Source organism: Rhodoplanes sp. P11 (assembly GCF_964266735.1).
GTDB classification, from domain to species: domain Bacteria; phylum Pseudomonadota; class Alphaproteobacteria; order Rhizobiales; family Xanthobacteraceae; genus Rhodoplanes; species Rhodoplanes serenus.
In genome coordinates this window covers 176,206-194,872 of sequence record NZ_CAXWGY010000012.1, presented here as the reverse complement: position 1 = coordinate 194,872, position 18,667 = coordinate 176,206, and the positions used below count along the sequence as shown (strand labels likewise).

General features: G+C 71.3%; 18 protein-coding genes. 9 read left to right on the top strand and 9 right to left on the bottom strand.

The window, feature by feature from the left end; translation table 11 throughout:
* Positions 1–10: 10 nt before the first annotated feature.
* Together ACFQUV_RS10150 and ACFQUV_RS10145 are read left to right on the top strand one after the other, a co-directional pair.
* On the top strand, positions 11–2,017 hold the full coding sequence (locus ACFQUV_RS10150; RefSeq protein WP_129609387.1) for a L,D-transpeptidase family protein: 2,007 nt from the start codon (positions 11–13) through the stop codon (positions 2,015–2,017).
* A gap of 431 nt (positions 2,018–2,448) precedes the next feature.
* Positions 2,449–4,344 (top strand): DUF882 domain-containing protein, encoded by a 1,896-nt coding sequence (locus ACFQUV_RS10145; RefSeq protein WP_165363920.1) that lies wholly within the window; start codon positions 2,449–2,451, stop codon positions 4,342–4,344.
* A 370-nt stretch (positions 4,345–4,714) separates the two neighbouring features.
* Here the strand turns inward: ACFQUV_RS10145 and ACFQUV_RS10140 are convergent, their stop codons facing one another.
* Complete coding sequence (locus ACFQUV_RS10140) at positions 4,715–4,999, bottom strand: DUF2312 domain-containing protein (protein ID WP_111384870.1); 285 nt, start codon at positions 4,997–4,999, stop codon at positions 4,715–4,717.
* A 197-nt stretch (positions 5,000–5,196) separates the two neighbouring features.
* Positions 5,197–5,508, bottom strand: coding sequence for a DUF1244 domain-containing protein (locus ACFQUV_RS10135; protein ID WP_207211489.1), 312 nt, complete (start codon positions 5,506–5,508; stop codon positions 5,197–5,199).
* Between the two features lie 234 nt (positions 5,509–5,742).
* Here ACFQUV_RS10135 and ACFQUV_RS10130 point away from each other — a divergent pair, with 234 nt between their 5' ends.
* From ACFQUV_RS10130 to pyk, 3 genes are all read left to right on the top strand, one after another.
* On the top strand, positions 5,743–7,029 hold the full coding sequence (locus tag ACFQUV_RS10130) for a glycerate kinase (protein ID WP_129609390.1): 1,287 nt from the start codon (positions 5,743–5,745) through the stop codon (positions 7,027–7,029).
* 102 nt (positions 7,030–7,131) lie between these two features.
* On the top strand, positions 7,132–7,680 hold the full coding sequence (locus ACFQUV_RS10125) for a DUF1036 domain-containing protein (protein WP_378394880.1): 549 nt from the start codon (positions 7,132–7,134) through the stop codon (positions 7,678–7,680).
* On the top strand, positions 7,677–9,107 hold the full coding sequence (pyk, locus tag ACFQUV_RS10120; RefSeq protein WP_111388115.1) for a pyruvate kinase: 1,431 nt from the start codon (positions 7,677–7,679) through the stop codon (positions 9,105–9,107). Before ACFQUV_RS10125 ends, pyk begins: the two co-directional genes overlap by 4 nt.
* A gap of 29 nt (positions 9,108–9,136) precedes the next feature.
* Here pyk and tcmP read toward each other — a convergent pair whose 3' ends face one another.
* From tcmP to ACFQUV_RS10090, 6 genes are all read right to left on the bottom strand, one after another.
* Positions 9,137–9,928 carry a three-Cys-motif partner protein TcmP gene (gene tcmP, locus ACFQUV_RS10115; RefSeq protein ID WP_165364138.1) on the bottom strand — a complete coding sequence of 264 codons (792 nt, stop codon included), beginning with the start codon at positions 9,926–9,928 and terminating at the stop codon, positions 9,137–9,139.
* A 4-nt stretch (positions 9,929–9,932) separates the two neighbouring features.
* Positions 9,933–10,862, bottom strand: a complete 930-nt coding sequence (locus ACFQUV_RS10110; protein ID WP_129610953.1) for a DUF5131 family protein — start codon at positions 10,860–10,862, stop codon at positions 9,933–9,935.
* 236 nt (positions 10,863–11,098) lie between these two features.
* A complete protein-coding gene (locus ACFQUV_RS10105) occupies positions 11,099–11,773 on the bottom strand; it encodes a tetratricopeptide repeat protein (RefSeq protein WP_129610954.1) in 675 nt (224 codons plus the stop codon).
* A 233-nt stretch (positions 11,774–12,006) separates the two neighbouring features.
* Positions 12,007–12,132, bottom strand: coding sequence for a type B 50S ribosomal protein L36 (ykgO, locus tag ACFQUV_RS10100; protein WP_111359374.1), 126 nt, complete (start codon positions 12,130–12,132; stop codon positions 12,007–12,009).
* Between the two features lie 222 nt (positions 12,133–12,354).
* On the bottom strand, positions 12,355–12,579 hold the full coding sequence (locus tag ACFQUV_RS10095) for a hypothetical protein (protein ID WP_129610955.1): 225 nt from the start codon (positions 12,577–12,579) through the stop codon (positions 12,355–12,357).
* Between the two features lie 111 nt (positions 12,580–12,690).
* Positions 12,691–13,857: an alanine racemase gene (locus ACFQUV_RS10090; protein ID WP_129610956.1), complete on the bottom strand. Its 1,167-nt coding sequence runs from the start codon at positions 13,855–13,857 to the stop codon at positions 12,691–12,693.
* 221 nt (positions 13,858–14,078) lie between these two features.
* Here ACFQUV_RS10090 and ACFQUV_RS10085 point away from each other — a divergent pair, with 221 nt between their 5' ends.
* Positions 14,079–14,420 (top strand): hypothetical protein, encoded by a 342-nt coding sequence (locus ACFQUV_RS10085; protein ID WP_129610957.1) that lies wholly within the window; start codon positions 14,079–14,081, stop codon positions 14,418–14,420.
* Between the two features lie 38 nt (positions 14,421–14,458).
* Here the strand turns inward: ACFQUV_RS10085 and ACFQUV_RS10080 are convergent, their stop codons facing one another.
* On the bottom strand, positions 14,459–15,628 hold the full coding sequence (locus tag ACFQUV_RS10080) for an acyl-CoA dehydrogenase family protein (RefSeq protein WP_129610958.1): 1,170 nt from the start codon (positions 15,626–15,628) through the stop codon (positions 14,459–14,461).
* A 193-nt stretch (positions 15,629–15,821) separates the two neighbouring features.
* Here ACFQUV_RS10080 and ACFQUV_RS10075 point away from each other — a divergent pair, with 193 nt between their 5' ends.
* From ACFQUV_RS10075 to ACFQUV_RS10065, 3 genes are read left to right on the top strand one after another with little or no spacing between them, the layout of a single operon-like run.
* A complete protein-coding gene (locus ACFQUV_RS10075) occupies positions 15,822–16,157 on the top strand; it encodes a multidrug efflux SMR transporter (RefSeq protein WP_129610973.1) in 336 nt (111 codons plus the stop codon).
* A 52-nt stretch (positions 16,158–16,209) separates the two neighbouring features.
* Positions 16,210–18,039 carry a glycosyltransferase gene (locus tag ACFQUV_RS10070; protein WP_165364139.1) on the top strand — a complete coding sequence of 610 codons (1,830 nt, stop codon included), beginning with the start codon at positions 16,210–16,212 and terminating at the stop codon, positions 18,037–18,039.
* Between the two features lie 30 nt (positions 18,040–18,069).
* On the top strand, positions 18,070–18,603 hold the full coding sequence (locus ACFQUV_RS10065; RefSeq protein WP_129610959.1) for a hypothetical protein: 534 nt from the start codon (positions 18,070–18,072) through the stop codon (positions 18,601–18,603).
* Positions 18,604–18,667: the final 64 nt, after the last annotated feature.

The window sequence follows — 18,667 nt, the reverse complement described above, 5'->3', positions numbered from 1 at the left end:
GACATCGCCTATGCGCTTCGATCGTCTGCTGGCCGGAACGGCCCTCGCGCTGGTTCTCGCGGTCGGGGCTGCCAACGCCCAATCGACCGAAGCGGCGGTGTCCGACACTGGCGCCCCGGCAGCGGTCGAGGCGCTCGTGCCGGCGACCGAGCCGGCGCCCGTCACGGTGACGGCCGACGACCTCGCGCCAGCCGCGGCGCCGAAGCCTGACACTGCCGCGGCGGCTCCCCCGTCGCCGGCTGCGCCGGCGACCGAGACGGCCGCGGTGCCACCCACGACGCCGGCTCAAACCGTGGTGACGCCGGCCGATACCGCCAAGATCGATGCGGCGGCGAAGCCCGAGAGCCCGAAGACGGAAAGCCCGAAGGCCGAGACGGCGGCGAGCGATCCGGCCGCGACCGGCGCCATCCCGGTCGCTCCGCTGAACAAGGTTCTGACCCTCGACCAGCAGGTCGGCGAGAAGCTTGCCGAGATGCTCGGCCGCAAGACCGACCGGCGCTTCGACGCCAAGACGCGCGCGGCGCTCGACACTTTCTATGCGGCGCGTGACCGCGCCCCGCTGTGGACCGACAACGGCGCCGTCAACGCCCGCGCCCGCGCCGTGATGGCGCAGCTCACCGCGGCCGCCGCCGACGGTCTCGATCCCGACGACTATCCGGTGCCGCAGCTCAAGGCCGACGCCTCGCCCGACGAGATCGCCGAGTTCGAGCTGAAGCTCGACCAGTCGGTGCTGACCTATGCGCGCCATGCCGCCGTCGGCCGCGTGCACTGGTCGCGCATCGCCAAGGACATCGTCTACGAGGTGAAGCCGCCGGAGGCCGCCGAGGTGCTCGGCCGGCTCGCCACGGCGCCCGATGCCCGTGCGGCCCTCGACAGCTACCTCCCGCAGCATCGCGCCTACAAGGCCCTCAAGGCCAAGCTCGCCGAGATCCGCGGCGTCAAGGGCGACGGCAGCAAGCGGGTCGCCTACGGTCCGTCGCTCAAGGTCGGCATGGAGGACGAGCGGGTGCCCGAGCTGCGCGAGCGCCTCGGCGCCGCCGGCACCGGCACCACCTACGACAAGGCGCTCGCCGACGCCGTCAAGGCGTTCCAGAAGAAGAAGGGCCTCAAGCCGACCGGCACCTTCGATTCGGCCGCCGTGGATGCGCTCAACGGTCCGCGCAACGATCGCACCGCCGACATCATCGCCGCCAACCTGGAGCGGTGGCGCTGGGTGCCGCACGATCTCGGCAAGTCGCACGTCGTCGTCAACATCCCGGAGTTCATGCTGCGCGTCTACCGGGACGACGACGTCCTGTGGTCGACCCGCGTGGTGGTCGGCAAGCCGTCGACGCCGACGCCGCTGCTGACCGAGACGATGAAGTTCATCACGGTCAACCCGACCTGGAACGTGCCGCCGTCGATCGTCTACAACGAGTATCTGCCGGCGATGCAGCAGGACCCGACCGTGCTGGCCCGCATGGGGCTGAACGTGTCGCGCAACCGCGACGGCTCGATCCACATCTCCCAGCCGCCCGGCGCCGGCAACGCGCTCGGCCGCATCCGCTTCAACTTCCCGAACAAGTTCCTGGTGTATCAGCACGACACGCCGGACAAGCACATGTTCGGGCATGACCGCCGCGCCTACAGCCACGGCTGCATGCGGGTGAAGGACCCCGACAAGTATGCCGAGGTGCTGCTGTCGATCGCCCTGCCGAAGGATAGCTACTCGGCCGATCGCATCCGCGGCATGTATGGGCGCGGCGAGGTCAACCTGACCTTCCCGACGCCGATCCCGGTGCATCTCACCTATCAGACCGCCTTCGTCGACGACGCCGGCAAGCTGGTGCTGCGCGACGACGTCTACGGGCGCGACTCGCGGGTGATCGCGGCGCTCAAGAGCGACGAGCGCAAGGTCGCCGATACGCCGGTGGAGCAGCGCCGCGAGGCGTCGGCGGCGCCGCGTCGCGCCAATGTGCGGCTGCCCCAGGAGGAGCCGCGGGCGAGCATCTTCCCGCTGTTCAACATCTTCCGCTGAGCGCTGGCGCGCTGCGCTCAGTCTGATCGTGATCACGACGGCCGGGCCCGAGCCCGGCCGTCGTCGTGTGTGGAGCGGAGTCTGTGTGACGCCGGCGCGTGCGTGTCCGCGACGGCGTCCGATCACGAGGGTCGGCTGATTCGCGTTCGGCTGCCGCGGTTGCGCGCATTGCGCAAGTCTGGAAAAACCCCTGGAACTTCAGATTTATCGCGGGCGTGATGCGGGGGCGACAGGTGGCTTCTTTTCGCCATACTCACAGTTTAGTGAAGTTGTCGTGATGGGGGAGAGGGGGGCAGCGACGCTGCGTTAACCGATCCCATAAAGACGAAAATGGCCCTGCGGTCGTGCCGTGCACGGGGGCGCGGCATGACGGCACGCTTCGCGAACACCGTTCGCGAAGACGGTGGAGCTTTGTCTGAATGAGATCGAACGTGGCTGTCAGCGACGTCCGCCGCGACACGGCGACCGGCATCGTATCGCGTGCCGGTCGCCGGGTCGGCCTCGCCACCCTGCTGATCGTCATCGGCTGCGGCAGCTTGCAGACCGCATCGGCGGTGGGCGACACCCGCACGCTCTCGTTTCACCACACCCATACGGGCGAGACGCTGACCGTCACCTACAAGCGTGACGGCCGCTACGATCCCGACGCGATGAAGAAGATCGACTGGGTGATGCGCGACTGGCGCCGCAACCAGTCGGTCCGCATGGACCCGCTGGTGATCGATGCGGTGTGGGAGCTGACCCGCGCGGTCGGCGGCGGCGAGGTCGACATCATCTGTGGTTACCGCGCGCCCGAGACCAACTCGATGCTGCGCCGGCGCAGCGGCGGCGTCGCCCAGTTTAGCCAGCACATGCTCGGCAAGGCGATCGACCTGAAGATTCGCAACGTGCCGCTCGACAAGCAGCGCGAGGCGGCGCTGCGTCTGCATCGCGGCGGCGTCGGCTACTATCCGGGCTCGCAGTTCATCCATGTCGACGTGGCGAGCGTCCGCCACTGGCCGAAGATGAGCTACGATCAGCTCGCCCGCGTGTTCCCGGACGGCCGCACCGTCCACGTCCCGTCCAACGGCAAGCCGCTGCCCGGCTATCAGCTCGCGCTGGCCGACATCCAGAAGCGCGGCTCGTCGTCGGCCTTCGCGGGTCTCGACACGGCGGCGCCCGCCAAGTCCGGCCGCAACCTGCTGACCGCGCTGTTCGGCGGCACCAAGGACCCGGAGGAGGACGAGGACGCCGCGCGGGCCACGCCGGCAGCCGGCGCCAAGCCGAACCCGACCAAGCCGGACACCGCGCGTGCCGGGCGCACTCGCGTCGCGCAGGCCGACACCGCCCCCACCGATGCGACCCGCGTAGACGTCAAGCTCGATCTCGCCCGCGCCGACACGACCCGCACCGACGCCCGCAAGGCCGAGACCGCCAAGGCAGAGCCGGCGAAGCCCGTCGTCGCCAAGCCGGAGACTGTCCGGGTCGCGGTGGCGACTCCGTCGCGCGCCGCCGCGGCGGCCCCCGTGGCTGCTGCCGCCGCGCCGGCGCCCGAGCCCGAGATGTTCCAGCTCGCCGCCTCGACCAGCACGGCGGTCGAGCTGATCGGCGAGCCGCCGCGTCCGCCGGCGTCGATCGGCGCGGCGCCCGGCCAGATCGCCGCCGGCGATCAGCCCTACCGCACCGCCTCGGCCGGCGACGTGATCGTGCCGACCGGCCGCGACCGCACGCCGAGCGAGACCGGCTCGCTGTGGTCGCGCCAGCGCGGCGACACCGCCGATCGCGTGCCGCTGGAGCTGGCCCTCGCCTATGCGTCCGAGCCCGACCGCCGCGCCGCTCCGGCGCCGGTCGCCCGCACGCCGGCCATGGGCTCGCTCGTCGATCGCGCCCGGCTGACCGCCGAGCCGCCGACCGTCGCGCCGACCACGGCCCCGGCTGCGGCCGACGCCGATCCCCTCACCGTGGTGAAGAAGACCGCCGCCCGCGTGCCGGTGGGTGGACGCCAGCCGGCCCCGGCTCCGGCGCCCGTCGAGCGCCCGGTGGCGGCAGCCTCCGCGCCGGCGCCGCAGACCGCGGCGGTGCGCCCGGTGGCGCCCGGGACTCGCTTCGACGATCCGTGGCTGCGGGCCGTGATGCTGGCGCCGAGCCTGACCACCGCCCTGACGGTGACGCCCTCCGGCGATCCCGACTACACCGAGCTGCGCAGCCTGATGGGCAAGCCGGTCGGCAGCGTGGTGATGGCGTTCGCGCCCGAGCCCTATCCGGGCCTGGCCAACGACCGCTTCAGCGGCGGCGCCGTGGTGTTCCTGGCGACCGTCACGTTCCGCCGCACCGCCGCCCTGCGCTGACTCGGGGCACGTCTGGTGCTCCCTCGCCCCGTGGAGTGGGGAGAGGGCAGGCGCGCGATGGCGCCCCAGGTAAGGGCTAGGGCGGTTGCGGCCGCCCCGGTATCTCGACGAGTGGCGGCGCCCCCTCTCCCGGATCGCAGGCATTTGGCCTGCGATCCGACCTCTCCCCGCCAGCGGGGAGAGGTGAGGCGCGGGGCCCCCGCGCAACCACGGCTGCTGGCCCGGCCCAACCGGATCGGAGCCGGGGCCGACGTTGCACGGCCGTATCCATGAAAGCCGCATCCATGAAAAAAGCCCGGCTCAGCGGCCGGGCTGTTTTCATGTGCATCGATGCGGCGGGCGGCCGGCCGGCGAGCGGCCGGCGGCGTCCTCACGCCATGCCGAGGGCGGCCAGGTAGGTCTCCAGGATCGCCTCGTGCTCGGCGCGCTCGTCCTTGTCCTGCTTGCGCAGGCGGATGACGGCGCGCAGCGCCTTGACGTCGTAGCCGTTGCCCTTGGCCTCGGCGAACACGTCCTTGATGTCGTCGGCGATCGCCTTCTTCTCTTCCTCGAGCTTCTCGATGCGCTCCACGAAGGCGCGGAGCTGGTCCTGGGCGAACCGCGTCGCGCGATTCTTCTCGGCACGTTCGTCGGTGGCGGCGGCGCTGGTCGGCATGGACGGTCCTCGGCGGAACAGGAAGGCTGCGGGTGATACGGTCCGATTTTGCCGGGCCGTCAAGGCGAGGGCAGGGCAGGGCCCGACCGATTCACATCATCCACATGCCCGAGTGAAAAAAGTCGGAGCCCTGGGACTACAGGCGTCCCGTTAAGGCTCCGTCAACCGTGCTGGCCGGGCCTCGGCCGGCCGGGCGCTCAGCCGTGGTCATGCGGCTCGTGCCGATGCGAGACCGCGAACGCCGCCTTCTGGGCGGCGGTCGCCTCGCGCTGGTGCTTCTCCTTCCAGTCCTCGTAGGGCATGCCGTAGACCGCCTCGCGGCTGGCCTCCTTGGACAGCGGCACGCCGTGCGCCTCCGCCGCCTCCTTCAGCCAGTTGGACAGGCAGTTCCGGCAGAAGCCGGCGAGGTTCATCAGGTCGATGTTCTGCACGTCGGAGCGCTGGCGCAGGTGCTCCACCAGCCGGCGGAACACGGCCGCTTCCAGCGCGGTGCGGGTGGTGGGGTCCAAGGTCGCCGGATCGACAGAGGTCGGGTCGACAGGGGTCGGGTCGGGGGTCATCGGAGGTCCTCCGCGGAGCGGCCAGGATAGGCCGTGGCGGGCCGTGCCACCAGCCGGGCCGGCCAGTGCGCCCGGCGCACGGCGGCTGCGCGTCGTCGCCCGGGGCACGATCGTGCGTTCGCGACTATAAGGCGATTGGGCCGGGCGGCGCCGTCGCGGCCCGCGAGAGAGTTCGAGGTTGTCATGAGCCCGACCCGCGATCTGCTGATGCGATTCTACGAGGCGGCCGTCGCGGCCGCCCACCCGGCCACCTGCCTGCCGCCGGAGCTGCCGCCGCCGCCTCCCGATGGCCGCCTGATCGTGCTGGCCGCCGGCAAGGCCGCCGGCGCCAGCGTCGAGGCGGTCGAGGCCCATTATCTCGACCGGCTGGGGCTGCCGGCGGCGCGGCTCGCCGGCGTCGCGGTGACCCGCCACGGCCACGGCCGCCCCGGCCGGGTGATCGAGGTGGTCGAGGCCGGCCATCCGGTGCCCGATGCGGCCGGTCTCGCCGGCGCCGAGAAGACCTTGCAGCTCGCCGATTCGGCCGGTCCCGACGACCTCGTGCTGGTGCTGGTCTCGGGCGGCGCCTCGGCCAACTGGATCGCGCCGGCCGAGGGCATCACGCTCGCCGCCAAGCAGGCGGTGACCCGGGCGCTGCTGCGCTGCGGCGCCAATATCGGCGAGATCAACACGGTGCGGAAGCACCTGTCGCGGCTCAAGGGCGGCCGGCTGGCGGCGCGCGCGCATCCGGCCCGGGTGGTGACGCTGTCCATCTCCGACGTGCCCGGCGACGACCCGAGCGTCATCGGCTCGGGGCCGACGGTGCCGGACCCCTCGACCCTCGCCGACGCTCGCGCCATCGTGGCGCGTTACGGGCTGGAGATCCCCGACGAGATCAGGCAGGCGCTGGAGAATCCGGCCAACGAGTCGCCCAAGCCCGGCAATCCCGCCTTCGCGGATCTCGACTACCGCATCGTGGCCCGCCCGCAAGCTGCCTTCGAGCAGGTCGAGGCCAAGATCCGGGCCTCCGGGCTCGACTGCCTGCTGCTCGGCGACCGGCTGGAGGGCGAGGCCCGCACGGTGGCGGCCCAGCACGCCGCCATCGCCAAGGAGTTCGCCGCGCAGGGACGGCGGGCCGTCATCCTGTCGGGCGGCGAGCTGACCGTGACGTTGCGCGGCAAGGGGCGCGGCGGGCCGAACCAGGAATACGTCCTGGCACTGGCGGCGGCGCTCGACGGCATGCCCGGGGTGGCGGCGATCGCGGCCGACACCGACGGCATCGACGGCGGCGGCGGCAAGGCCGACGACCCGGCCGGCGCCTATGTGGACGAGACCACAGTGGCCCGCGCCCGCGCCCTCGGCCTCGATCCCGCCGCGTTTCTTGCCGACAACGACTCCACGGGCTTCTTCGAGCGACTCGGCGACCTGTTGCGGCCGGGTCCGACCTGCACCAACATCAACGACTTTCGGGCCATCCTGGTCGAACGGTGATCGGCCCTCCGGGGCACGCTGGCCGGCATGGCGAGAGCGACAGAATGGAACACGACGGCCGCGCCGGTCCCGGCGCGGCGGCGGAGAGCCGGCGCGGCCACCGTGCTGGCGGCCGCGAGGCTGGGCTTTGCCAGGCTGGGAGTGGCGGCGCTGGGGCTTGCCGCCGTCGGCCTGGCGGGACCGGCGCATGCCGATTTCCGCTTGTGCAACAATACGGCCGGACGGGTCGGCGTCGCCGTCGGCTACAAGGACGGCGACGGCTGGGCGACCGAGGGCTGGTGGAACCTGCCGGCCCGCACCTGCGAGACGCTGCTCCGCGGCACCCTCGTTGCACGATACTATTACATCTATGCCGTAGACTACGACCGTGGCGGCGAATGGTCCGGTCAGGCGTACATGTGCACGCGCGACAAGGAGTTCACGATTCGCGGCACCGAGGACTGCCTGGCCCGCGGCTATGATCGGACCGGCTTCTTCGAGGTCGACACCGGCGAGCAGCAGACCTGGACGGTTCAGCTGACCGACTCGAACGAGCAGACCTCGCAGCGGCCGGCCGGATCGACGCCCGGCAGCCCCACCCCCTTCATGACGGTGCCGCCCGCCCCGGGCCGCCCGTCCGCTCCCCCGCAATTCCCCGGAACCTCCCGATGAGACGACAGCGGCGCGTCAAGATCGTCGCCACCCTCGGCCCGGCGAGCGCCGACCAGGCGGCGATCGCCCGCCTGTTCCAGGCCGGTGCGGACGTGTTCCGCATCAACATGAGCCATACGGCCCCGGATCGCATGCGCGAGATGGTGCGGATGATCCGCGCCGTCGAGGAGGATCTCGGCCGTCCGGTCGGCATCCTGGCCGACCTCCAGGGACCGAAGCTGCGCATCGGCACCTTCGCGGAGCCGGTAGTGATGCTCGATCGCGGTGCCACCTTCGTGCTCGACGCCGATCCGACCCCGGGCGATGCCGGCCGGGTCCATGTGCCGCATCCCGAGGTGCTGGAGGCGCTGGAGCCCGGGCATTGCCTGCTGCTCGACGACGGCAAGCTGCGCCTGACGGTGCTGGAGGCGATGCCGGGACGGGCCGTGACCCGGGTCGAGGTCGGCGGCCGGCTGACCGCCCGCAAGGGCCTCAGCCTGCCCGACACCACCATCGCGTTCCCGGCCCTCACCGAGAAGGACCACCGCGACCTCGAGGCAGCCCTGCACGCCGGCGTCGACTGGATCGCCATGTCGTTCATCCAGCGCGCCGCCGATCTGGCCGCCGCCCGCAAGATCACCCGGGGCCGCGCCGGGCTCCTCGCCAAGATCGAGAAGCCGCAGGCCATCAAGGACCTGCACGACATCCTCGACGCCGCCGACGCGCTGATGGTGGCGCGCGGCGATCTCGGCGTCGAGATGCCGCTGGAGAAGGTGCCGGGTCTTCAGAAGCAGATCACCCGCGAGGCGCGGCGCGCCGGCAAGCCGGTGGTGGTCGCCACCCAGATGCTCGAATCGATGATCTCGAGCCCGGTGCCCACCCGCGCCGAGGTGTCGGACGTCGCCACCGCCATCTTCGAGGGGGCCGACGCCGTGATGCTGTCGGCCGAATCGGCCGCCGGCCAGTATCCGGTCGAGGCGGTCGCCACCATGAACCGGATCGCCGAGGAGGTGGAGCGCGACCCCACTTTCGCGACGGTGATCGAGGGGCTGCGGGCGCCGCCCGAGCGCACCGGCGCCGACGCCATCGCGGCCGCCGCCCGGCAGATCGCCGAGACCTTGGACCTGTCGGCGGTGGTGTCGTGGACCTCCTCGGGCGCCACCGCGTTCCGGGTCGCCCGCGAGCGGCCGACCGTGCCGGTGGTGTCGATCTCGCCCAGCCTCGCCACCGGCCGCAGGCTGGCGCTGGTGTGGGGCGTGCACGCGGTGGTCGACGCCGATGCGCGCGATCCCGACGACATGGTGGAGCGCGCCTGCCGCACCGCCTTCGCGCACGGCTTCGCCCGTGCCGGCGAGCGCATCATCATCGTGGCCGGCGTGCCGCTCGGCATGCCGGGGGCCACCAACATGGTGCGCATCACCTATGTGGGGCCGAAGGCGGCGGAGTAAGTGCGGCCGAATGGATCGAGTTCTCGTCGTTAGATGCCATCGAACATTGGCGATCTCGCTGCCGAACTCACCTTTGCCCAAAATTTGTGAGCGAGCTGATGCCGCGACAGCAGTATCAGCCAATACAGACGCTGTCCCTTCCCGCCGCGGATCAGCTCCCGATGCTTCGCCTGCGGGAGCCCGAGTGCCGTCACCTTCTCGGACCAGTATTGGAGGATGGCCGCACGAAACGCCGCCTGATTCGTGTCGACCTTCACCTTGCTGCGCCATCCGGGAGCAAATCTGTCGAACTGTTCGTAAGCCTTGTCGGTATAGCGGTCCGCATTGCGCTGAAGGTCCGACACGCTGACATGGGCGATCACGTCGATGTTCTTGAGCTTCGCGAGTTCTTCGAACAGATCGAACGACAATGCGCCGAGACTGTACGGATCGAGAAAGGCCAGATGCAATCCGTATCTGTCCAAGCTCCGGACGATCTTCGGCATCGACTCGCTCGCGGTTCCGCCAAAAGCACGAACCGGAGCGTCCAAGACCGTCAGGCGTTTCGTCGCGGCGGCGAGAAGCTCTTCGTCGCCGTCCGAGATGGCGATCGACGTGAACCGTCCCGGCGATTGAAGCGATCGCTTGAATGCCGCGACGGGGCTGCCATCGATAAACGTCTTCGTGCCACGGATCAGTGAGCGGCCGGCCCCGCAAAACGGATCGATGTAGGCTGCGCCCGTACCCAAAAAACCTTTGCGGGGCGCACCAGATATGTAAACATAATCAGTCACGAGCTTGAGTTTCTCGACGGCCCAGGAGCCGACCGTTTCGGCGATCAAGCCGTCATCGCCCAGCGTATATCGCTCCAAGTCCCTTTGAGGCATTCCGGGCGCCCCTCAGTCGCAGGACACTCGCTTGCTTGTTTCGGGACTTTACCTCAGGAAACTCACGCCACAAAACCCCATCTAGTTTTCCGCCGCCTTTTCCATTCTCTGGCGGATCGATGTCGATGGCTTGGGACTCGATCAAGCCCTCCTCGACAACCAGCGGGTTGTTCTTGTAGGAGCCCCACTGCTTCAAGAACGGTGCGGCTCCGACGCGGCAGCATTCGATGATCGCGTCCCGCACCCATTGCGGATTTGTCGGGCGAAAGCGATCCGAGCGGACGCCACTCTCACCGCCGATGATGACCCAGTCGGGACACCGTCCGTCAACGACGAGTCGCTCGATCGGACCGATCGCGGGCTCGTAGCTGACGAAGTGAATCGCGGCCGGCACATCGAGAAGGAAAGGCACCCGTTGCTTGTAGGCGAGGGCGTCTTCCGTCGTCGTTCCGAGCCAGACGTTTGGATAACCGTCGCCCCAATCAGGGGGCAGCATCTTAAGGATGTTCTGGGGCCGCTTGGTCAGGAGCTGCCAGTCGAGCTGGTCGCATGTGCGGATGAGGCTGAACAGATCGGCCCGCCACGCGGGATCGACTTGATTGTCGAACACGTCGGCGAGGGATGCACAGAACACGCGCTGCCGGCGCCGGTATGCAGCCTGGAACGCGCTCGCCCGACCGTTCCACGACAACGGGCTGCGCCAATAGGCATCGGTCGTACGTCGGCGCGAATGGTTGCCCCACTCGACTTGGCCACTCCGCTTGGCCCATTTCTCCGCGTAACAGAAATCACAGGCTGACGGGGCGCCTTTACCCCGAGCCACCTTCGTGCAGCCGACCCAAGGATTGAACGTCGAATCGGTCCACTCGATCTTCGATCGGCCGGCCATGCAGTCCGCCCTTCATCGGGGCTGAACAACTCCCCCATTGCAGGATCATCCGATACTCTAACACGGAACAAAAGATGAACGAAGGGCGTTCGTTTCGGGTGTCTTCTGCCCACCTGATTGCTCCAACGGCCCGGTCGCGGCTTGCGGTCGACAAACGCGCCAGAGTTGCGGTGTAGCAGGCGAACGCCTTTCGTCGCCGGCCCCGACCGGCTCGGCGCGGGCACGTCGGTTCCTCGTCAGATCGGCCGGCCCTCGACCTTGTCGGTGAGGATGCGGACCTTGTCGGCCATGCCCTTGAGGCGCGGGTTGATGTCGAGCGCCTTGCGGAAGGCCGCGAGCGCGTTGGTCTCGTCGCCGATCTCCTGCATGATGGTGCCGAGGCCGGCGAGCGCCCCGAAATGGCGCGGTTCACGGCGCAGCACCTGGCGTAGGTCGGCGAGCGCGCCCGCATAGTCCTTGCGCAGGAAGGCCACCGTGGCGCGCCGGTTCCAGCCCTCGACATATTGGGGCCGGATCTCGACGATGGCATCGAGCAGCCGCAGCGCCAGCGCGTGGTCGTCCTTGTCGAGCGCCGCCTTGGTGCGAGCCATCAGCAGGTTGACGGTGTCGCTGTCGGAGGCGAGCCAGACCGCCCAGATGCGATTCTCGACCGCCTTGGCGGTGGTGTCGTCGGGCGCCGCCTTGAGGGCGCCGAACAGCATGTCGAGATTGCGGGTCGGATCGCCGCGCGGCGCCTTCGGCACGCTGGCGGGCGGCTCCACCCAATCGGTGTCCTGGGCGGGTGCGACGCCGGGCGTGGCGAGCGCGACCACGAACGCCAGGGCGCAGGCGAGATGCCGGCCGCGGGCGGTGGCCGCGGCGGCCAGGCGGCGAGGAGTGGTCAGGCGGGGGTGGCCGGATCGGCGGTCCATGCCGCCAATCTAGGGCCGGCGGGGCGGGGCCGACAAGCCCGGCCACCTCGGCGGGGCGTCACAGCCGCGCGAGCGCGGCAAGACCGAACCGCGCGACCCGCGCGGACAGCGTCACAGCCGAGAGAGCCGCATGGAAACGTCACCGCCGCGAGCGCGGCCGTGCGGGAGTCATGCTGACGACACGCCAGCCCGGGTTCGGGCGGCGCTGCCGGAGCGAGCAGACGCGCCTGCGCTCAGCCCTGGCGGGCCTTGAAGCGGCGCTGGGTCTTGTTGATGATGTAGACGCGGCCCTTGCGGCGAACCAGACGGTTGTCGCGATGGCGCCCGCGCAGGGACTTCAGCGAGTTGCGGATCTTCATGGCTCGTCCTCGGCACGCCGTGGGTCGAGACCACGGGTGAATTCGCAAACGTCCCCGACGCGGCCGGCCCGGAAAGCCGGCGGTGCGGGGAGCGGTTAACGGTGGACGCATGCGCGAGAGGGCCCGGGGCCGCCCATGGCACGCGAACGCGGCGGACCATAGGCAGGACGGCCGCGCCGGTCAAGCCGCGCCCGTCGAGCCGCGCCGGCCCGGCGATCCCCCTCAGCGGGGCCGCCGCCGGCGCTCCGGAAGCTGCGAAACCCCGAGCTCGCTCTTGCGGTAGAACCCGCGATGGCCACAGCTTCCGCACCGCACCGAGAACTCGTCGGCCACCGCCTCGACCCGGTAGAGATCATTAGGCGCGCCGCAGCGGCCGCAATGGACCGTGCCGCGGGAGTAGGTGGTGCGTTTGGCTGCCGTCGTGGTCGATTGCGTGCGGAAGAACATCGGTCACGTCCCCGCCGGCTCCCCAGCCGGCCGCGCCAGTTCCACCGCAAACCGCGGCGCCGGTAAAGCGGATGATGACCAATCGGTAAACGGTGGAGCGTTGCGCGAAAACTACCGGAGCATGTGCGGTGCGAGCCCCGCGGCGGCGCGGCGGCCGCGGGCGTCGATCGCCCAGACGTCGACCAGGCGGTCGCCGTGGACGACGTGGACGGCGTCGTAGTGCGCGATGGTCGGGTCGCAGTGCGGCACCGTGCAGGTCAGCACCGTGCCCGGGGACGGCGCCGCCGCCCCGGTCGGCAGTGTCACGCAGCCGTGCTCGTCGCCTCTGAACGCATAGGCGGCGCCGGCCAAGGGGCCGTCGGCGATCCGCGGCAGCGGGCCGTTGAGGGCGAACGCCTTGGTGCCGCCGTCGGTGGTCACCTGGCCCGGCACATTGGCGCTGACCACCGTGACGGCGACCGCCAGCGCCGGCCGGAACGGCCACGGCTCGCCGGCCGCGTAGTCGACGGCGCCGTACTCGGCGTCCATCACGGTGTAGGAGCCGGCTTGCAGCTCGGTGAACGGGCCGGCGGCGTCGAACCGATGGGTGCCGGTGCCGGCCCCGGTGACGATGGCGGGGCGCAGCCCAGCCGCCGTCAGCGCGGTGACCACCGCGGCGAGCTGCCCGGCCGCCGCCGCGGCGGCGCTCCGCCGCGCGTCGACGTTCCCGATATGCTGGATGTGCCCCGCATAGCCCTGCACCCCGGCGAAGCGCAGCGCCGGCCGGGCCGCGATGGCGCGGGCGAGCGCCACCGCCTCGGCGGGTCCGGCGACCCCGGTGCGGTGATGGCCGATGTCGGCGTCGACCAGCACGCCGAGGCGGACCCCCGCCGCCGCGGCGGCGCGGTCGAGGGCCGCCACGGCGTCCGGATGGTCGGCGACCACGAGCAGGTCGGGTGCCCGTGCGGCGAGCCGCGCCAGCCGCTCGGGCTTGCCGGCGCCGACCAACGGCGAGGTGATCAGCACGCCGGGCAGGCCCGCCGCCACCATCACCTCGGCTTCGTCCAGTGTGGCGCAGGCGATGCCGCAGGCTCCGGCGGCGATCTGGCGGGCCGCGATGCGGCTGCACTTGTGGGTCTTGGCGTGCGGCCGCAGCGCGACGCCGGCCTCTCGGCAGGCTACGGCCATCAGAGCGATGTTGTGATCGAGCGCATCGCGATCGAGCACCAGGGCGGGCGTCGGGACGACGTCGCGCCAGCGTGGCGCGTCGCTCACGGGGACAGGCGGATGATCGGGCATGGCGGGGTCCGGCACGGCCGCCGGGGACGCGGCGGCCAGGGCATCGACATAAAGCATGTTTCGGCCGCCCAGGCATCCCGGCGACTTTGTGATTGGAGGCGTCGCGGCGGCGCGCCACACTGGCGGCCCTATGGACGCTGCGCCGGAACCCGCCGGAGCACGACCGTAAGGATATGGTCATTCCGATCCGCTACAGGGATCGTTCCGTCTGGGAGGTTCCGATGCGTCTGCCGCTTGCCTTCGCCGTCGTCGTTCTCGGTTTCGCCGGACCCGTCGGCGCCGCCGACCAGGTGCCGACCTTCGACGTGCGGCAGAGCTGCCGCGGTGGCTCCGACAATCCGGCGGCGCTGGAGAGCTGCCTGAAGTCGGAGGCCGAGGCGCGCACCCAGCTCGTCGCCCAGTGGGCCCAGTTCCCGGCCGCGCAGCGGCGCGGCTGCATCGCCGAGGCCGGACGCGAGATGGCGAGCTATGTCGAGCTGCTCACCTGCCTCCAGATCGCCGGTGAGGCCAAGGCGCTGCCCAAGCAACAGATCGATCTCGGCCCGTTGCGCAAGATCGACTGAGGCGCGTCGGCGCCGCGGTGGTCGCCACGCTCCGCCGCTCAATATGAGCGCGGCAGCCCGAGCACATGCTCGCCCACATAGGCGAGGATGAGATTGGTCGAGATCGGCGCCACCTGATAGAGCCGCGTCTCGCGGAACTTGCGCTCGACGTCGTACTCGGCCGCGAAGCCGAAGCCGCCGAAGGTCTGGAGGCAGGCGTTGGCGGCCTCCCACGAGGCGTCGGCGGCGAGCAGCTTGGCCATGTTGGCCTCCGCCCCGCAGGGCTTGCCGGCATCGTGCAGGGCGGCGGCGCTGAAGCGCATCAGGCTCGCCGCCTCGATGCGGATGTGGGCTTGGGCGATGGGGAACTGGACGCCCTGGTTCTGGCCGATCGGTCGGCCGAAGACGACGCGCTCGTTGCCGTAGGCGACCGCCTTGTCGACGAACCAGCGGCCGTCGCCGATGCATTCGGCGGCGATCAGCGTGCGCTCGGCATTGAGCCCTTCGAGGATGTAGCGGAAGCCCTCGCCCTCGCGGCCGATCAGGTTCTCGGCCGGGATTTCGAGCCCGTCGAAAAAGACCTCGTTGGTCTCGTGATTGACCATGTTGCGGATGGGCCGCACCGTCATGCCGGCCGTCAGGGCCGCGGGGACGTCGACCAGGAACACCGAGAGCCCGTGCGACCGCTTGCTCACCGCGGCGAGCGGCGTCGTGCGCGCCAGCAGGATCATCAGGTCGGAGTGTTGAAGGCGCGACGTCCACACCTTCTGGCCGTCGATCACCCAGCGGTCGCCCTTCTTCACCGCGGTGGTCTTCAGCCGGGTGGTGTCGGAGCCGGTGGTCGGCTCGGTGACCGCCATCGACTGCATGCGCAGCTCGCCGGCGGCCAGCCGCGGCAGGATGCGGCGCTTCTGCTCCTCGGAGCCGGCGCGCAGCAGCGTCGACATGTTGTACATCTGGCCGTGACAGGCGCCCGAGTTGCCGCCCGCCCGGTTGATCTCCTCCAGGATGATCGACGCCTCGGCGACGCCGAGCCCGGCACCGCCGTATTCCTGCGGGATCAGCGCGGCGAGCCAGCCGGCCCGCGTGAGGGCGTCGACGAACGCCTCCGGATAGGCGGCCGTCTCGTCGAGCCGGCGCCAGTATTCGGCCGGAAAGTCGGCGCACAGGGCGCGCACCGCGGTGCGGATGTCCTCGTGGTCGGTCGCGGTCGGCAGCGAAAGGGGCATCGGGCGGGCTCGGGCAGGCTCGGGTTGGATCGCGGGGCCGGTGTACCGTGTCGCATCGCCAGGGTGGCCCGCAAGCGATGTTCTGGCGCGATCGCGCCCGCGAGCGCCGCTCGCCTCGCCTCCACCCGGATGATAAGCGGACCGGGCGGGGCGCGGCCGCGCGAATCGCAGCAGCAGGGAGCCAGCCGTGTCGATCCGACCCGATCTCGTCTATCTCGGCATCGCCATCGTGGCGGAGGTCATCGCCACCTCGGCCCTCAAGGCGTCGGACGGCTTCACCCGCCTGTGGCCCAGCCTCGTCGTTTTGGTCGGCTACGGAATCGCCTTCTACGCCCTGTCGCTGACGCTGCGCACCATGTCGACCGGCATCGTCTACGCCATCTGGTCCGGAGTCGGCATCGTGCTGATCTCGGCGGTCGCCTGGGTGTGGTTTCGCCAGACGCTCGATCTCGCCGCCATCATCGGGCTCGGCCTGATCGTGGCGGGCGTCGTGGTGGTCAACGTGTTCTCGGAGTCGGTGCGGGGGTGACGGACGTCCGGCGCGTCCGGGAGGGGGATGTGGCGTGAGAGCGGGCCGGCTCATGGGCGATTTGCGGCGGGCCGTCGCGCTCGCCAGGGCGCACGGCGCCGGCGAGTTGGTGCGCCGGATCGGCGGCCGGCTGGGCCGCCGGCTCGGTTGGCACGGCTACGGGGCCTGGGTTCGCCGCTTCGACCGCCCCCCCGCCCCCCGTGCGATCGAGCCAGGCGCGTCGGCCGCGGTCGGCGGACCGTGCGTCTCGCTGCTGCTGCCGGACGCCACCGATCCGACCCGCCTCGCCGTCACGCTCGATGCGCTGCGGGCCCAGAGCTGGCCGCACTGGGAGCTGCGCGCCGCGGTGCCCGGCACGGCGCTGCCGGACCGGCGGGCCGCGCTCGCCGCTATGCTGCGGGACGAGCCGCGAGCTTCCCTCGTGGAGGGCGGGTTCTCCGATCGATCCTGGGCGGCGGCGGCCGCCGCCTGCCTGGCGGCGACGCCGGGCGATCTCGTCGCGGTGATCGGCGAGGGCGACCGGCTCGCGCCCGACGCGCTCGCCTGCACGGTGCAGGCTCTCACCGAGCATCCGAACGCGGTGCTGGCCTTCACCGACGAGGACCTGCTGGCCGGCGGCCGCCTGCGCCCGCTGCGGCGGGTCGCCCCATGGTTCAAGCCGGACTGGAACCCGGCCCTGATGCTCGGCTGTGACGCGGTCGGCCGGCTCGCCGTGATCCGCCGCACCGCGGTGGAGCAGGCCGGCAGCTTCCGGCCGGGCTTCGACGGCGCCGAGGAGTACGACCTGGTGCTGCGCTGCGCCCAGTTCGCCCCGCCCGGTGCTCTCCGCCATGTCGCCTGGCCGCTCTACCATCGTCGCGCCGGCACCCGCCATCCCGGGGGCTGGCGCAGCGCGGACGGTGCCGCCGCCGCCCGCCGGGCGGTGAGCGCCCATCTCGCCGCCACCGGGGTGGCGGCCGAGGTCGCTCCCGCGCCCTGGGGCCAGCGGGTGGTGCCACCGCTGCCGCGGCCGGCCCCGCGGGTCAGCATCCTGGTGCCCACTACGGCCTGTCCGCGCGTCGCGGCGGCCTGCTTCGACACGCTGTTGCGGCGGACCCGGTATGATCCCTTCGAGGTGCTGGTGCTGGTCTCGGCTGCCCATGCGGCCATGCCGGAGCGCGCCGCCTTCCTGGACCGGCTGGCCGCCGACCCGCGGGTGCGGGTGCTGCGGGGGCCGGACGAGCCGTTCAACTATGCGGCCGTGAACAACCGCGGCGCCGAAGTGGCCGCCGGCACGGTGCTGTGCCTCCTCAACGACGATACCGAAGCGATCGGCGAGGACTGGCTGGCCGCGCTGGTGGGCCGCGTGATGCAGCCGGGCGTCGGCGCCGCCGGTGCCATGCTGCACTACCCCGACGGCACCATCCAGCATGCCGGGGTGGTGCTCGGGCTCGGCGGGATCGCCGGCCATACGGGCCATCGGGAGCCGGGCGCGAGCCCCGGCCCGTTCGGGCGCTTCGTCCTCGACCGCGACGTCTCCGCCGTGACCGCCGCCTGCATGGCGATCCGGGCGCAGGCGTTCCGCGCCGTCGGCGGCTTCGACGCGGCGCTGCCGCTCGCCTACAACGACGTCGACCTGTGCCTGCGGCTGCGCGGCGCGGGCTGGCGCATCGTGTGGACTCCGGCGGCGGCGCTCGTCCACCACGAATCGGCCTCGCTCGGCCGGCACGATGTCGCCCATGCGGAACGCTGGGCGACGGATGTGCGGCTGATGCGGGAGCGATGGGGTGACGCGCTGGAGCGGGACCCGTTCCACAACCCGAATCTGAGCCTCGCACGCCCCGATGCGCCGGCCTTTCCGCCGCGCACCGGCCGGCCGCGGCCGGCCGAAACGCCGCGTTGAGGTGTCGCCGTGACGCGGCGGACGCTGCTGATGGTCTTCGCCGGACTCGGTGCGGCGCTCGCCTGGGCGGTGCTCGCCGACCGGATCATCGAGCGGATCGAGACGGCGCTGTACTGGCGCGAGGTGCGCGGTCGGGGCGACCTCGCCGACGAGATCGGCCGGCTCGGCAATGTCGACCTGTGGAGCTTCGAACGCGCGGCGGCGGCCGCCGGGCTGGCTCGCTCCGAGACCCTCAAGGGTGCGGTCGACATCGTCGCGCTCGCCGACGGCGGACGCCTGCGCTTCGCGGGCTGGGCGGTCGACACCCGGCAAACCCGCAAGCCCGCCTGGGTGTTCCTCGTCGCACCGCGAGTGGCCGTTTTCGTGGTGCAAACCGGCAACGCCCGGCCCGATGTCGCCGATGCGCTCCTGTTTCCGCCCGGCTACATGACGCCGGGCTTCGACGCGACCTTCGAGCACCGCATCGACTGCGCGACCGCCAAGGCACGGCCTTATGCGGTGGCGGTGACCCAGGACCGCCAATACGCCGTGATCGCCTCGCAGGTGGCAATCGGCGGCTGCTGAGCCGCGGGCGCGGCGACGGGCGCCGGGCCGCGGAGCCCGCTCTTCCGCCCGCCGCCTCGCCATG